This window comes from Wolbachia endosymbiont of Drosophila bocki (assembly GCF_028982005.1).
Lineage (GTDB): Bacteria > Pseudomonadota > Alphaproteobacteria > Rickettsiales > Anaplasmataceae > Wolbachia > Wolbachia pipientis.
Window position 1 is genome coordinate 1 of record NZ_JAPQLG010000123.1, and the last position, 15,870, is coordinate 15,870.

The 15,870-nt window shown below is 34.6% G+C and carries 11 protein-coding genes and 1 pseudogene; 8 read left to right on the forward strand and 4 right to left on the reverse strand.

What is annotated here, in order from left to right:
• Positions 1 to 131 precede the first annotated feature (131 nt).
• The gene (locus OZD61_RS02705; protein WP_274979755.1) at positions 132 to 266 is read right to left on the reverse strand and encodes a hypothetical protein; all 135 of its coding nucleotides are present in this window, start codon (positions 264 to 266) and stop codon (positions 132 to 134) included.
• 42 nt (positions 267 to 308) lie between these two features.
• On the opposite strand from OZD61_RS02705, the gene miaB reads away from it, so the two are divergent.
• Positions 309 to 1,628 carry a tRNA (N6-isopentenyl adenosine(37)-C2)-methylthiotransferase MiaB gene (miaB, locus tag OZD61_RS02710; RefSeq protein WP_274979756.1) on the forward strand — a complete coding sequence of 440 codons (1,320 nt, stop codon included), beginning with the start codon at positions 309 to 311 and terminating at the stop codon, positions 1,626 to 1,628.
• 146 nt (positions 1,629 to 1,774) lie between these two features.
• Here the strand turns inward: miaB and OZD61_RS02715 are convergent.
• Positions 1,775 to 3,205: pseudogene (locus OZD61_RS02715) on the reverse strand (peptide MFS transporter); the annotation flags it as partial.
• A 212-nt stretch (positions 3,206 to 3,417) separates the two neighbouring features.
• Here OZD61_RS02715 and OZD61_RS02720 point away from each other — a divergent pair.
• Positions 3,418 to 6,678 carry an isoleucine--tRNA ligase gene (locus tag OZD61_RS02720; RefSeq protein WP_274979757.1) on the forward strand — a complete coding sequence of 1,087 codons (3,261 nt, stop codon included), beginning with the start codon at positions 3,418 to 3,420 and terminating at the stop codon, positions 6,676 to 6,678.
• 58 nt (positions 6,679 to 6,736) lie between these two features.
• Positions 6,737 to 9,484, forward strand: a complete 2,748-nt coding sequence (locus tag OZD61_RS02725; protein ID WP_274979762.1) for a coiled-coil domain-containing protein — start codon at positions 6,737 to 6,739, stop codon at positions 9,482 to 9,484.
• On the opposite strand, the gene pheT is transcribed toward OZD61_RS02725, so the two are convergent.
• Complete coding sequence (pheT, locus tag OZD61_RS02730; RefSeq protein ID WP_274979758.1) at positions 9,475 to 11,814, reverse strand: phenylalanine--tRNA ligase subunit beta; 2,340 nt, start codon at positions 11,812 to 11,814, stop codon at positions 9,475 to 9,477. The two genes, OZD61_RS02725 and pheT, sit on opposite strands and share 10 nt — an antisense overlap.
• 120 nt (positions 11,815 to 11,934) lie before the next feature.
• Positions 11,935 to 12,222 (reverse strand): hypothetical protein, encoded by a 288-nt coding sequence (locus OZD61_RS02735; RefSeq protein WP_274979759.1) that lies wholly within the window; start codon positions 12,220 to 12,222, stop codon positions 11,935 to 11,937.
• A 229-nt stretch (positions 12,223 to 12,451) separates the two neighbouring features.
• Here OZD61_RS02735 and OZD61_RS02740 point away from each other — a divergent pair, with 229 nt between their 5' ends.
• The 5 genes from OZD61_RS02740 to OZD61_RS02760 form a co-directional block, all read left to right on the forward strand.
• Entirely contained in the window at positions 12,452 to 13,177 is a 726-nt protein-coding gene (locus OZD61_RS02740) for a F0F1 ATP synthase subunit A (RefSeq protein WP_022626288.1), read from the forward strand.
• 59 nt (positions 13,178 to 13,236) lie between these two features.
• The gene (locus tag OZD61_RS02745; RefSeq protein ID WP_006014985.1) at positions 13,237 to 13,464 is read left to right on the forward strand and encodes a F0F1 ATP synthase subunit C; all 228 of its coding nucleotides are present in this window, start codon (positions 13,237 to 13,239) and stop codon (positions 13,462 to 13,464) included.
• Positions 13,465 to 13,467: 3 nt separating this feature from the next.
• Complete coding sequence (locus OZD61_RS02750) at positions 13,468 to 13,947, forward strand: F0F1 ATP synthase subunit B family protein (RefSeq protein WP_182320183.1); 480 nt, start codon at positions 13,468 to 13,470, stop codon at positions 13,945 to 13,947.
• Positions 13,948 to 13,955: 8 nt separating this feature from the next.
• Positions 13,956 to 14,432 (forward strand): F0F1 ATP synthase subunit B family protein, encoded by a 477-nt coding sequence (locus tag OZD61_RS02755; protein WP_274979760.1) that lies wholly within the window; start codon positions 13,956 to 13,958, stop codon positions 14,430 to 14,432.
• 5 nt (positions 14,433 to 14,437) lie between these two features.
• Positions 14,438 to 15,870, forward strand: a 1,433-nt coding sequence (locus tag OZD61_RS02760; protein ID WP_274979761.1) for a glycosyltransferase family 2 protein, incomplete at its 3' end; no start/stop codon positions are given.

The following is a 15,870-nucleotide window of genomic DNA, read 5'->3' on the forward strand; positions in this document are numbered from 1 at the left end:
ACCAGCTTGCAAATGATTGTCCTTTCCTTCATTTCTCTCCTATTACGAAGATTTTAAACAGGTTCTAACGCAAAACCCATACTCACCAAACTCAATGCATTACTTGCAATTAAGTTTCCTGGATGCCAGTGTCAAGCTACTCGGATGACACCATTCTTTTTCCTGGATCCCAGTGCTTGACACTGGGATCCAGTTTTTCGTATAATTTTGTCAAAATCTATTGTGCTAGCAAGTTCACTAGCGTCACGCGCTGGTCTGTTAGGCATTTACGTGTAGGGTGAAGAAATTTTGAAAAAGACATACCAAATATGAAAGGCCTATATATTAAAACTTACGGCTGTCAGATGAACGTTTATGACTCCGTTTTAATGGAAAATGTAATTAAACCTTTGGGGTTCAACGTTGTTAGTGATGCAGGGAAAGCCGATTTAGTGATACTGAATACTTGTCACATTAGAGAGAAGGCAGCAGAAAAACTTTACTCAGAGCTTGGGAAGATTCATTCGTTACGAAAAGAAATGACTATAGTGGTGGCTGGGTGTGTAGCGCAAGCAGAGGGAGAAGAAGTGTTCAGAAGGGCTCCTTTTGTTGATATTGTTGTTGGTTCGCAGAGTATCGCTACCTTACCGGAGCTGATAGTCAAAGCAAGCAGAAGTAAAGGTCATGTAATAAACACTGATTTTCCTGAAGTTGCAAAGTTTGATAAATTGCCAGATGAATGCTATGGCAATAGCCAGGGGTCTTCTGCGTTTCTTGCCATACAAGAGGGTTGTGATAAATTTTGTACGTTTTGTGTAGTGCCCTATACTCGTGGAGCTGAGTATTCACGGCCAATGAATGAAATATTTCGTGAAGCATTGAAATTAGTTGCAAATGGGGCAAATGAGATCAATTTGCTTGGTCAGAACGTCAATGCTTACCATGGGGAGTGCGAAGGGGAAGTGTGGGATTTAGGAAAATTAATTAGTCATATTGCTAAAATTGAAAAGCTAGAGAGGATTCGTTATACAACTTCTCATCCAAGAGATATGCATGAATCTCTCTACTTGGCACATGCGGAAGAGCCAAAGCTCATGCCGTTTGTTCACCTGCCTGTGCAGTCTGGTTCGAATAAAATATTGCACGCGATGAACAGGAAACACACTGCAGAGGAGTATTTGGAAATAATAGACAGATTTCGCAAATTGAAACCTGAAATCGAATTTTCTTCTGATTTTATTGTTGGTTTTCCTGGAGAAACCGAAAAAGATTTTGAAGAAACTATGAAATTAGTAGAAAAAGTTAGATATGCTCAGGCTTATAGTTTTAAATACAGCCCAAGACCAGGCACACCGGGAGCGGAAAGAAAAGATCAAGTACCAGAAGAGGTTAAAACAGAGCGCCTTCTTCGTTTACAGAAATTAATTAGTAAGCAACAACTTGAGTTTAACCAGAGTATGGTAGGCAAAACTATACCTGTTCTATTTAGCGATAAAAAAGGTAAACACCAAAACCAAATTATTGGTAAAAGCCCATATATGCAATCAGTGTGCATTGATGATCCTGAAGGTAAATACAGAGACAAAATAGTAAACGTGAAAGTGTTGGAAGCTCGGCAAAATAGTTTGTTGGGGTGTGCCTTTTACTGATTTTGAGCAGCGTTAAATATAAGTCTTAAGCAAAGAGTATTGAAAAAATGCAATCATAATCTTTTTCAAAAGTTACAAAGTTTAATTGCTACCTCTGCTGAACGGGTACCTTAAATCTACAAATAGTAGTCTTGAGCTTACCTATATCAATTTTTTGTACAAGATGAGTTAGTAATAACTTTATGTATAAAATTGAAGAAGAATAAAAATACAATAACGAGCATTAAATTAAATATTCCCACCTTTAAAAAACCCTCTTTATATATTTCTAAAGATTCTAAATAATTTATTTTACCATTTACTGAAGGAACTGACATAAATTTTGATATTGCAACTCCGGCTAGGTTAGAAAACGCTAATGACAGCATTACTATACCCATCACTACTCCTCTAAGGTTTTTGGGGGCTAGTGTAGTTGCTTGTTCTTGGACTAATGGAGCAATACATAACTCTCCCAGTCCCATAAAGGAGATAGCAATTATTAAATATAAGTATTCTACTTTACCTTCAATGTTAGAGTTTAAACATCCTATGTACAGTGTGAAAAAACACATAGCCATTGTCAGAAGGCCAAGGGTAAATATGGAAGTTGCATATTTTTGCTTAAACTTCATGTATGTTCCAAAAAGAAAGCCAAATATTATAATTGACAAAGGATTTATGGCTTGAGAAACTGAAGCTGGGATTGTTGTACCTAATACATGGTTAATAACGTTTCTTTCGGTGAATAAGTTAACCAAAGAGCCAAGCTGCATTTCTAAAGCAAAAAAACACAAGAAAAATACCACAAGAATAGATAATGCCACTAATTTTCGTCTTTGTTCTGCTGATAATTTAGATATTATATAAATAAATATGCCCAGAGCTGTTATTCCAATAAATATGAGCATATTAGTAAAAAATTCACTATGTATAAGCATTTTAGCAATTATTGATGATGACAGAAAGCTTCCTATCAATACTATACCAAAAATTTTAATCCCTAATATGCGCTTATTCATAAGCTCTGGATAAGGAGAAAGGCCGCTATCTCCTAAAAGATTCTGAAATTTGAGAAAAAAGATTAGCCCTATAGACATCTCAATACCAGCTAAACCAAAGCTGTAGTGCCAGCCAAACAAGTGGGCTACATAACCACATGAAATAGAAGCCAATATTGCTCCAATATTCACACCTACGTAAAATAAAGTAAAGCCTCTGCTACGTTCAGGATCGTCTTTGCCATAGCATGAACTAAGTAAGTTAGTTACGTTCCCTTTAAACATACCAGTACCTATGGCTATTAGAGATAAACCTAAATATAATAAACCTGGTTCAAACTTAACCAATGACATGCAAGCATGACCTGCTATCATCACTATCCCTCCAAGCAACACCATGTTGCGGAATCCCATCAACTTATCAGCTAAAAAACCTCCAAGTATTGGCATAGCATAACCTGTTGCAGCAAATAATGAGTAAATAGTAAAGGCCCTCTCATCAGTGAAACCTAAGTGAGAAGTCAAAAATAGGACCAAAAGTGCCCTCATTCCATAGTAAGAGAAACGTTCCCACATTTCAACAAAGCACAACATTTTTAAAAATTGTGGAAACTTATCTGTCTTCTGATCCGTAAAATACCCCTAAAGCTTGGGTTAATGTTAAGTAAAACAATAAAAACTGCAAGTAAAACTTAAAAAAAGGTATTGGAAGCTCGGCAGAATAGTTTGTTGGGGTGTGAGCTACGGAAATATTTTTGAATTTGTAATTTTTCAGAAAGCCCTATATTCTTTAGTTTTACATAGCGAACATGAAGTCAAAGCATTATCCTGATACAGTAAGTAGTCCTGATTTTTCATCGTTAGAAAAGGAAATCATAAAATTTTGGCAGGAAAACAAAGTTTTTGAGCGGTCAGTTGAAGAACGTTCCAAGGATAATTGTTTTGTCTTTTACGATGGGCCTCCGTTTGCAAATGGACTTCCGCATTATGGACATTTACTCACTGGTTTCATCAAAGACGCATTTGCAAGATATCAAACTATGCTTCAAAAAAGGGTTGAACGTAGATTTGGCTGGGATTGCCATGGATTGCCGGCTGAGATGGGTGCAGAAAAAGAACTTGGAATATCTGGTAGAGCTGAGATAGAGAAGTTTGGTATAGATAAATTTAACGATCATTGCCGTACTTCTGTGATGAAATTTTCATCAGAGTGGGAGAAGTATGTAAATAGGCAAGCAAGGTGGGTAGACTTTCACAATGACTATAAGACTATGGATAAATCATTCATGGAGTCGGTCATGTGGGCATTCAAGCAGCTTTATGATAAGGGTCTGGTGTATGAATCAGTGCGCGTTGTACCATATAGCTGGGCATGCGAAACTCCATTATCTAATTTCGAAACAAGGCTTGATAACGCGTATAGAGAAAAAGTTAGCAAAGCTGTAACTGTTGCATTTGAGCTTTTAGAAAACCCACAGCAATTTAAAAGTGTTAAACGAAAGTGTAAATTACTTGCTTGGACTACAACTCCTTGGACGTTGCCGAGCAACTTGGCTTTAGCAATAGGAAAAGATATTAAGTATTGTGCAGTGTCAGTCCACCCTTTGATGTCATTCCAGCGCGTGACGCTGGAATCTATTTCTGGATCCCAGTGTCTGGGCACTGGGATGACAGGGAGTAGTGAAGGAAGTTCAATGAATGGTGAAATATACATTTTTGCTGAAAGCTACTTAGAGAAATTTATCAGCCACTCTGAACAAAACAATATTCCATATGAAAACTGCAATATGAAACTTAAAGCGAATGATCTTGCAGGTCTTTCTTACAAACCACTGTTTGACTATTTTAAAGACACAAAAAATGCATTTCGCGTTTTTATTGCTGATTATGTGACGGAAGAAGATGGTACTGGCGTTGTGCACACTGCTCCTGGATTTGGTGAGGAAGATTTTTACCTTTGCCAAAGCCATGATATTCCAGTTATTTGTCCAATTGATAACAGTGGAAAATTTACTGCTGAAATTTCAGATTTGGCAGGGGTTCATGTTTTTGATACCAATGATACAGTAATAAAAAAATTAAAAGAGCAAGGGAATTGGTTTAAAACTGAACAATATATTCACAATTATCCACACTGCTGGAGAACTGACACTCCTTTGATCTATCGCACTATGCCTTCTTGGTATGTTGCTGTTACAAAATTCAAAAGCAGAATGGTAGAGCTAAATAAGAGAGTTAATTGGATACCAAACCACATTAGAGATGGTCAATTTGGAAAATGGCTTGAAGGGGCACACGACTGGTCAATCTCACGCAATCGATTCTGGGGTACGCCAATCCCTGTATGGAAATCAGACGATGCGAGATATCCAAGAGTAGATGTATATGGTTCAATAGAAGAACTGGAGAGAGATTTTAATGTTAAAATAGACGACTTGCACAGACCATTTATCGATACTTTAACAAGACCAAATCCTGATGATCCAACAGGAAAATCAGTTGTGCGCCGTGTACCTGACGTGTTTGACTGCTGGTTTGAATCTGGCTCGATGCCATTTGCGCAAGTCCACTATCCGTTTGAAAATAGGGAGTGGTTTGAATCTGCGGATTTTATCACTGAATACATAGCGCAAACCAGGGGGTGGTTTTATACGCTCTTTGTATTGTCCACTGCTTTGTTTGATAGGGAACCATTTAAGAACTGCATATGCCACGGTGTTGTTTTGGATGTAAAAGGGCAAAAATTGTCCAAACGTTTGAATAACTATGCAGATCCAATGGAGGTTTTTGATAGATACGGTTCTGATGCACTGCGTTTTCTTATGCTTTCTGGATCTATTGTTTGTGGTGGTAATTTGCTACTCGACAAAGAAGGAAACTCAATACGAGATGTTCTAAAAAATGTAATAAAACCTATTTGGAATAGTTATCACTTTTTTACTATGTATGCAAATGCAGATGGAATTAAAGCTGAAGTTTGTAAGGACCATAGAAGCACTATTGATCGCTACATGATTTCCAAATGTTTTGAAGCTGTAGAAAGTATCCAAGCTTCTATGAACAACTATAATTCCCAAGAGGCTTGCAAAGTTCTGATGGATTTTTTTGAAGTGCTAAATAATTGGTATATTCGTCGCAGTCGCGAGCGTTTTTGGAAAAGTGACTTGGATCAAGATAAAACCGACGCTTATAATGTCCTATACACGGTTTTTTATTACATACTAAGAGCTGCAGCTCCTTTGTTGCCACTTATAACAGAGAATATATGGCAAGGGCTTAAGTATGAAGAAACATCTGTTCATTTGGCTGATTTTCCACAATTAGAGAAGTTTGATAGTCAGCTCATTGCCAAGATGGATTTGGTGAGAGAGATATGCAACTCTGCACTCTCTATTAGAAACACTGTTAACATACGTATCAGACAGCCACTTGGCAGTATGATCATTTATCATCAGTCTTCCTGCGGTTTTCTTGAAGGTGAATATCAAGAGATGATAAAAGATGAGGTAAATGTAAAAAAGCTAGAGTTAGTGAACAAACTTGAAGATATTGCATCACTTGAGCTAAAACTAAACTTTCCTATGCTTGGAAAGAGAATTCCAGACAAGATCAAGAAACTAGTTCAATATGCCAAGGAAGGGAAGTGGAGGCAAGTTGATAATGAACAAATATTTTTAGGAGACGAATCAGAAAATTACATTATAGAAAAAGGCGAATATGAGCTATCATTAAAAGCAAACAGTGAATTTTCTTCTGCATTTGATAACAACAAAGGAGTTGTTGTTCTAAACGCTGCCTTAAACGATGAACTGATTTTAGAAGGGCTTGCAAGAGATGTTGTGAGGTTCATTCAGGAAACTAGAAAACAAGCTGATTTTCATATGTCCGATAGAATCAGAGTAATAATCAAAACAGAAGATGGGAAAATTAAGGAAGCAATAAATACGTGGGTTGAATATATAAAAGAGCAGACCCTTGCCTTATCTTTGGACATTAATACAGAAATTGGAACTAACTTTTATTTTAAGGAGTACCAAAATTTGATAGTTGGTATTAGGTTAAATTATTAGTAGTTGAAAGTTGTCATTGTTTATGCTATACTTAGGTTACTTGAGGCAAGGTTATGGTATGCATGCTGTTGTAGATTGTAAGAAAGTTGTTGACTTAAATAACAATAGTGATGATTTAGGTAAAGTAGAATCTATTTCCAATGTTACTTTGGAAGAGGAAGAGTCTTTTGATGCTATGGAAGCTGTTTCTAATGTAGAAGAAGGGAATGATTTAGGTCTTGCTACTTCAGGAGAGGAAGAAGAATTTTTTGATGCTGTGGAAGAACAAGAGCCGTTAGCTAATTTTAACGTTCCACTCAGTATATTTCATTATAAAGATTATAACTCTGATTTTTTTACTTCTTGGTATAATATATCAAGTAGAATATTTAAAGAGGTAAATCGAGCTTGCCCGGAGAAGAAAGTATTAAATTTAGCTCTATCAGTTTTAATGTTTCCTTATATAGTTTTCACTGCGTTAGGATTAGCCGTATATAATAAATTAAAGACAAATGATAAGACACAAATCAGTTCAGAGGAGAATAAAACAAAAAAAAGTGAAGTAAGTGAAAGTACAGCAAAAAGATTGGCATATGGTGTTCTTGCTGCAATAGTGACTCTTGTTAATATCGCTGTGCTTGCAGCATTACTTATTCCTGCAACACTCGCTTTGGCTACTTTTTATCTTTTAAATAAAAAATTATCTCATTTTTTGATTGCTGCTATTAAAATAAGTAATGGGTTATGTCAAAATGAACACCAAAATATTGAGGTGTCTTTTCATGAGATAGAGGCTATTGAAGCAGACATTAAGTGGAATATGGAAGTTAAGTCTCCACCGCAATTTAAACAATTACTTAGAGATTTATACGAAGATAAAGACGGTAGTTGGTTTAATGTTGCACGTGATTCAGAACATAATACCATACTGAAATTATCAGCTAATATCCACTTAAAAAATGGTCTTAAGCCTTTACGTAATGAGATCAAGAATGTGCTTGCAACTTCTATTCAAGAATTTGCGAAGACTATGGAAGAACTGATAAAGCTAGAAAAGAAAGAGATTACATATGATAAATTGAAGGAATTGTTGGACGAATTCAGGTTAAAAGTGGTAAGTAGCATAGATTTTAAGTTGACAACTCACTTAATATACAACGCCTATCAAGTTGCCTTTATACAAGCAGTTAGGTTTCAGCTGGATAGACGGAAAGAAGGTTTTTCACTGGAAGATGAGGTAAAAAATTCTTTAGTGAGACAGGAATTAGAGAGTCAAGGTAAGGAATTACCAGGTGAGAAAGAAGTGATAATAAGAGATCTGAAAAAAGCAGGAGCAAAAGTACCGGATGTTTTAGATGATAGTGAGCTTCCTATATTTAAAGCAGAATGGAAGCGGCTTAAAGAAGAAGGGAAGATAGCTAAGAGAACAATTATTGATGTTTATAAATATATACATAGTAGAGAAATAGAGACAGCTCTAGGTAATGCTAAAGAAGAGATTAATCTTTTAAAAAAAGAAGGACAAAAAAGATATATTAGGATACATGAAAAATTGAAAGAAATATATGGAGATGTAAAAAAGAATAATTTAGCAGGTGATGTTTTAAGAAGAAGGTTAGAAGGTCTTTTTAAGTTCGAGTATGATGGTCAAGAAGTTGAGCAAAGGCTAGTAAAATCAGTAATGAAAAAAGCCAAGGGTGAGTTAGGCCTATTAGGCATGCTCAGCTTAATAGACCAGTTTCGGGATTTAGAAAAGGAGATAAAAGGTTCTTTGAGTGAGAATTTAAAAGAAGCTTCAGATAAAGTAAATGCTTTTGTAGCAAAGATATATTTAGAAATAACGAAATGCAAAAAACAAAATGTACTCAAAGGCCAAGCAAAGGGTATAGAGGATTCATGTAAGCTGTTAGAGGAAAAGGAGCCGGATTTAGTACAGAGGATTAATGCGCACCGAGCGGAAATTGCAGAATGCTTAGAGCAACCTATATCGTTAAGGAAAGTAATAGAAGAAAATGAGGATTTAAACAAATATTTAGAAGGTGAGCGAAATAGGAAAGGAGAACAGCATCCAAGTACAAAATTAATAGAGAAGCATTTGAAAAATAACCAAGAAATTCTCAAAGCATTAAAACAGCTAGAATTAGAAGAAAAAGGATTGTTGATAAATGAAGAAACAAAAAATGATTATATAGAAGAACTAGAATCTCGCGAAAAAATAAAGTTTGCAATAATAGAGGATGATTTACTGAAGGAGTTCGAGCGTGAAACTTTTAACGAAGAAGCAGTTAAGAGGTTGTTAGAGGAAGCGGAACTTGAATACTATTTGGCAGAAAAATGCATAAAAAGCCCTGTGATAAAAACAAAAAATAATATCAAGCACTTTTATCAAGGTTTATTGTCCCCTTTGATAGATAATTTGACAAAAGATATAATAAATAATGTACCAGGAAGTAGTGAAGGTTGTATACAGAAAGTTAAGCACTGGAGTAAAGTTATGTTTGGTGCAATAAAGATTGGAGCATCAAATGCTTATAAAGAGACTACAGAGAGAAAAGCGTTAAATGTGGCACATAATACTTATAAAGAAGGAGAGACATTTCTTCAATGTTTTCAGTCAAATTATGAAGGTATTGGAGCCTTTTTAGGTAATTTATTTTCTGATGATGGGGTAACATTTAAAAATGGTGTGTGGCCTAAAATAGAAGAGCATTTGCATGGAATGCGGGATAGATTTTTCAAGGATATTGAATTCAATATTGGAAATAAATTGGATGAAGTAAGTGTGACACAGCAACGGCAGGAAACCATGATTGTGACTCAACGATAAGTTCTCAAAGTTCCTCCGGTATTTTCACATACTAAATTAACTATAGCACTTGATTCTTTTTGGATCTCTTTTTCAGTTAAAGTGTGAGTTGGAGAGCAGAAAGTAACTGACAATGCTATAGACATCCTATTCGATTCTATATTATTTCCATGGTATACGTCAAATACTAAAACTTCTGTGATGAGCTCTGAGCTTTTTTTTACCACATTGATTATGTTACCTACTTTCACATCCTTATTTACAATAAATGCAAAATCACGTTTTACACTTTGGTATTTATAATCGATAAATTTCTTTCTACTTACAGGTAAATTTTCAATATTTTCTAATATCACCTCAAAACCTACAACTTTTTGCTTGATATCAAAAAGATCTAATATATTAGGATGCAACTTTCCAAAATAACCTGCTACTTTATTCTTAAAAGAGAGAGTACCTGACTTTCCTGGGTGATAATGTTCTTTTTCTGCTCTCTCTATCGCTAAATTATCACAATTGACGTTAAAAAACTCCAAAGCTGCTATGCAATCAGCCTTTGCGTCAAAAACATCTACTTTTCTATCAGTATTATAATGGTTTCGCGGTAAATTATTTCCTGTTCTTATCCCACTTAAAACATGTTTAGACCGAGCTTTACCATCGTAAATCGGCCCAATTTCGAAGATTGCAAGATCAGATATTCCATGGGCAATATTATCAGCAGTAACTTGCAATAAATTTGGCATAATACTTGGTCTCATTATATTAAAGCTATTGTTAAACGGATTATCGATGATAAATAACTTATTCGAGTAACCAAATTTTTCAGCTGTTGATTCACTCATAAACGACCAGGTTAGCACTTCATGAAACCCTCTGTTTGTCATCAAAATACGCAAATTGTCGTATGTACTATCTACTTCTTCAACATTATTTGGTAGTGGTTCTTCTTTTATTTTGTCATAGCCGTATATCCTTGTTACTTCTTCGATTAGGTCAGCCGGTATTGTCACGTCCGGTCTCCAGCTTGGTACTTGTACATTCCAATTGCCTTCGGTTTTTTTATCAATACTAAACCCTAGTTTCGTTAAGATATCAAGCACCTCATCAGGCGATACAGACACACTTCCAAACTTGTTCACATCCTGATAATCAAAGCTCACCTTGGTGTCAGCACTATCTAAACTGCCAGCAGACACTACGCTTGAGGTTTCTCCACCACATAAGTCCAGAATCATTTTAGCTGCAAGGTTGAGTCCATCAAAAGTAAATCCAGGATCAACTGAACGTGCAAATCTGTAACTAGCGTCTGTGGAGATGCCGAGCTGCCTTGAAGATTTAGTAATAGAGATGGGATCGAACCAAGCAGACTCTAAAAAGATATCAGTAGTTTCAAGAGTACATTCACTGCACTTACCACCTATAATTCCAGCAATTCCATGAATATTTTTATCACCTGCAATAACGCTTATGTCTTTGTTTAATAAGTATTCTTTACCGTTCAAACCAGCAAATTTTTCTCCTTCGTTTGCTTTGCGTACTGTGAGCTCTCCTTCTATTTTTTTTGCATCATACGCGTGCATTGGGCGGCTGAAAGATATCATAATATAGTTCGTGATATCAACTATTGCAGAAATGGAGCGCATTCCTATCGATTCCAGCCTATCTTTTAACCATTTTGGGCTTTCTTGATTTTTTACATTGGCGATGTATATTCCACTAATAAAACTTTCCCCGTCAGTAACTTCAACATCGATTGGTGAATTTATGGAGCTGGTAAGTTGTGGAATGCTTAAAGTCTTTAATGTCCCAATTCCAGTTGCAGCAAGGTCGCGAGCTATTCCATAAATGCCTAAGCAATCTCCACGGTTTGGAGTAACATTTATATCAATTACAGGGTCACAATTGAAAAATTTATCCCCTACTTTATAATCATCGGAAAGCTCGATTATTCCTTCACTTTCCTCTTGAACCAGCGCAAGTTCAGAAGCAGAGCAGAGCATCCCTTCACTTAGCATTCCTCGTATTTTTGTGGACTTAATTGTGAGATCACTTTCTGGCAACGTGCTACCAAGAGATGCAAGTACAGTTTTCATACCTTCTCTAACATTGTTTGCTCCACAGACTATTTGTAGAATTTTACTTCCATCATTTACTTTACATAATTTTAATTTATCAGCATTTGGATGAGGTACGACTTCTAATACCTCTGCAACAATAAACCCAGTCAATCTGGAATTATCGATCACATCTTCTACTTCTAACCCTATGTGAGTTAATTTATCGGTAATTTCTTCTAAACTAGCATTGGTTTCTAAGTGTTCTAATAACCAAGATAATGTGAATTTCATGGACCTAAAAAGAAGTGAAAAAGTTATTGTAATGTAAAATGTAGTGATTTTAAAGCTTATTGTAGTGGAATGAAAAGTGACTTCTGTATCACAAGCAATGATGCAGAAGTTTTTGTAACTTTATATCTTCTTGTAAAGGGAATTTATCTTCTTTATATCACCTTTTAAATCTATCTCCGTAAAGGATTTAAGATTCATATTGTGGGTATCTGCATGGAAGCTATGAATGTAGCCATCTATAGTTAAGTCTCCTATCATATTATGGCTTTCATCTAGTATTTCGCTTCCTATTTGATAATGGCCAGTATGTTCGTTAAAGGAACCATCTGTCAATTTGATGTATCCGTTACCAAATTTCTGCTCTAAATTTAAAGGATGATTAGCGTTAATAAAATCTATTTCGTTCATTATATACCTCACTAAAAATTAAATTATAATTAAAATAAGATGTTAAGTTAAATAATTTAATAAGATTAGTAAATTTTAAAATACAGAGCTGACTGTAATTAACACTCTAATTACATATTTTGTTAATGTATCAATGTTATAATAACACAGAGCCTTATCTTAACCCTTGACTTTGTCCTATAAAATTCATACTTTATTTACTGTTATGGTTCAAGTACATAGGGTCAAAATGGCGTTAAATCCGCTAGAGCAATTTAAAGTATATACAATAATAGAGTTACCTAGGTTATTTGGGTATGACGTAAGCTTTACCAATTCATCTTTTTTCACGATGATTTCGGTGATATTGATGATACTCTTTTTGCTTTTTGGAATAAAGAAGGGGTCAGTAATACCAGGATATTTGCAAGCTGCAGTTGAGTATGTATATGATTTTGTTATTTCAATAATAGAAAATAACACTGGAAGCAAAGGCTTGCAGCACATTCCATTGATATTCACAGTATTTATTTTCATTTTATCGTGTAATTTAGTTGGTGTTCTTCCTTATAGTTTCACGGTCACAAGTCATGTGATAGTCACCTTCGCTTTATCGATGGTGGTTTTTATTTATATAACGATTGTTGGATTTAAAGAAAGGGGAGTAGAATTTTTACGCATATTGCTACCAAAAGGAACTCCTTCGTGGCTTGCACCTATAATAATTATTATTAAGTTGTTTGCTTATTTAGTAAGGCCGGTTAGCCTATCAATAAGGCTTGCAGCAAATATGATTGCTGGTCATACAATCATCAAAGTGATAGCAGGGTTTATTGTAAATATGAACATATTTTTCACTCCTGCGCCGTTTTTGTTCATAATTGCATTGATAGGATTTGAAGTATTTGTTGCAATTTTACAAGCTTATATATTTACTATATTAACATGTGTATATTTGTCAGACGCAGTAAAGTAATTGACTTCCTTGTAGAATATTTTACAATTATATTATAAGGAAATAATTAAAGGTAATATATGGATTTAGTAGCTTTAAAATTTATAGCAATTGGTTTAGCTGTGTTTGGAATGCTCGGTGCTGGTTTAGGTATAGCTAATATCTTCTCTGCTATGTTAAATGGGATTGCGAGAAACCCTGAATCAGAAGGTAAAATGAAAAGTTATGTTTATATTGGTGCTGCCATGGTTGAAATCATGGGATTGCTTGCGTTTGTACTTGCAATGTTATTAATATTTGCTGCTTAACAGATGCCACAGCTTGATGTTTCAACCTTCTTTTCTCAAGTTTTTTGGTTTTTAATTTTTTTCTCTTCACTTTTTTTCGTAGTAAGTTGTTTATTTTTGCCAAAGTTAGATGAAATAATAAGCACTAGAAGTAAGGAAGTATTGGATTCTTTTAATAGTTCTGTTCATCTTTTAAGACTCACGGAAGATCAGGTTGCCAAGTATAATGCCGCTTTAAACCAAGCTAGAATACAGGCAAAAAAAATCATAGATGATGCACTTGCTCAGGTAGAAGAAATGAGAGCTAATGTTAAGAATATACTAGAAGAGGAAGACAAAAAAAAGAGCAAGCTTATTGAAAAAAAAGTGGCAGAATTTAAATCTGAATATACTGATCAGTTAAAACAAATGGCTACTAGTATTGCTTTAATTTATTATACTAAATTGATTAATTCTGAAATTGAAGAGGAATTTATTGCTGACTTGGTGTCTAAAGAATTTTAGGGGTTTTTATGTCTACATCACTGATTATCGGTCTTGCCTTCTTGGTAAGTTTTGTCCTTTCGTATAAATTGCTAAAGAAAGTGGTAAAAAATGCGCTTAACAATAAGCGTAACAAAAGCAAATTTTCAAGTGAAGAAACTGAAAAATTCAGGAAAGATATGTTGGAGTATTACAAAAAATCTTCTAAAAAATACAAAGAATTAGATGCAGAAGTTAATAAAATGATGAATGAAGCACTTGATAAAGCTAATAGTATCATTAAGCACAATAGACAGCAGCTAGATCAGACATTAGATGACAATGCCCATTCTAACTTGAAGAAAGTCACTGACCAAGTTGAAAAAGCTCTTGGAGATTTACAGGCTAACACAGCGAGTATAGCTGCTGATGCTGTAAAAAAAATAATGCATGAACGTAAAGATGATAAGCGTAGTAGTGAGGTCATATCTTCATTTTCACGTGACTTAAATAAAAAATTGCATTAGGTTTAATGCCTATACTTCAAGCTGATAATGTAGAAAAAATTAAGTTTGATTCTAGTTTGTGCAAAGAGCAAGAGAAACTTTTTTACTATAAATTTAATATAATTCCTTGGCAAAAATTAAATGATACTACTTTTTTTATGGTTGAAGACACAAGTCTAGATATCACCCGTTGGGTCGAAACTCATTACGGTATTGACTATGTATTAATAAAAGTGGATAGCGAACAGATTTTAAATCTTCTTAACTCGCACTTTGGTATTTCAGAATTTGCAAGCAACTACTTATATTACAAGAATCCTAATTTTTCAGCCAAAAGCATTAAACTAAGCTCAATATTTTTTGCTTCTTTCTTTATTGTAACTTCAATTTTAACACTAACAGAGAAATATACATATTTTGCTTTGATGTTGATATTTATAATCGGATGTTCTAGTTATTTATTCAAGTTTATAGCTACAATTTTTAACTTATGTGAAACCTCCAACCAAAAAGTGGATTATAGTAAGCTGAATGAAGAAGATTTTCCTATATATACTATTTTATTGCCTGCTTTTAAAGAAAGTGCAGTGATAGAGCAATTGGTTGAAAGCATTGAAAGTTTGGATTATCCAAAATCAAAATTAGATGTGAAGCTTCAGGTAGAAAGTGATGACCAAGAAACGCTAGCAGCTATAGAAAAGTACACTTTACCGCAGTATTTTGAAGTAATAAAAGTGCCTCATTCTTTGCCTAGAACAAAAGCCAAGTCATGCAATTATGCTATGAGCTTTGCTAGGGGAAAGTATGCAGTAATATATGATGCGGACGATAAACCAGACCCATTGCAGTTAAAAAAAGCACTGATTGAATTTAATAAGGGCAACGATAAGTTAGCCTGTGTACAGGCAAAATTAAATTACTATAATTGTGATTATAATTTTCTCACAAAATCCTTTTCTCTGGAGTATATGAACTGGTTTCAATACTTGTTGCCTAGATTCCAAAAAATGAACATGCTGATGCCTTTGGGTGGTAGCAGTAATCATTTTTCAGTAAAAATTCTAAAAAAAGTGTTTTTCTGGGATGCTTACAGTGTTACCGAAGATGCTGACCTCGGTTTGAGACTTGCGCAAATGGGATATAAAACCAGGATGATTGACTCAGAAACATTGGAAGAGTCACCAATTGCTGTATTTGCTTGGATTAAGCAAAGAGCGCGCTGGATCAAAGGCTATATGCAAACTTATATTGTTCATTTAAAAAATATAAAGTCACTTTATAAACACACTGGATTTAAGGGAATTTTGCTATTGAATCTTTTTGTTGGCTCTGCAGCTTTTATATTTTTTACTACTCCATTTTTACTACTTTCATTGATACTAACTAAAGTTTTAAATGGATTATTTTTGTACTACTTTGTAGTGGTATACGTTACTAACCTGATTCTTTTGGTAATAGC

Excerpts from the sequence above, each read along its gene's own strand:
- OZD61_RS02705 (WP_274979755.1), bottom strand. The coding sequence starts at position 266 with ATGCCTAACAGACCAGCGCGTGACGCTAGTGAACTTGCTAGCACAATA.
- miaB (WP_274979756.1), top strand. The coding sequence starts at position 309 with ATGAAAGGCCTATATATTAAAACTTACGGCTGTCAGATGAACGTTTAT.
- OZD61_RS02720 (WP_274979757.1), top strand. The coding sequence starts at position 3,418 with ATGAAGTCAAAGCATTATCCTGATACAGTAAGTAGTCCTGATTTTTCA.
- OZD61_RS02725 (WP_274979762.1), top strand. The coding sequence starts at position 6,737 with ATGCATGCTGTTGTAGATTGTAAGAAAGTTGTTGACTTAAATAACAAT.
- pheT (WP_274979758.1), bottom strand. The coding sequence starts at position 11,814 with ATGAAATTCACATTATCTTGGTTATTAGAACACTTAGAAACCAATGCT.
- OZD61_RS02735 (WP_274979759.1), bottom strand. The coding sequence starts at position 12,222 with ATGAACGAAATAGATTTTATTAACGCTAATCATCCTTTAAATTTAGAG.
- OZD61_RS02740 (WP_022626288.1), top strand. The coding sequence starts at position 12,452 with ATGGCGTTAAATCCGCTAGAGCAATTTAAAGTATATACAATAATAGAG.
- OZD61_RS02745 (WP_006014985.1), top strand. The coding sequence starts at position 13,237 with ATGGATTTAGTAGCTTTAAAATTTATAGCAATTGGTTTAGCTGTGTTT.
- OZD61_RS02750 (WP_182320183.1), top strand. The coding sequence starts at position 13,468 with ATGCCACAGCTTGATGTTTCAACCTTCTTTTCTCAAGTTTTTTGGTTT.
- OZD61_RS02755 (WP_274979760.1), top strand. The coding sequence starts at position 13,956 with ATGTCTACATCACTGATTATCGGTCTTGCCTTCTTGGTAAGTTTTGTC.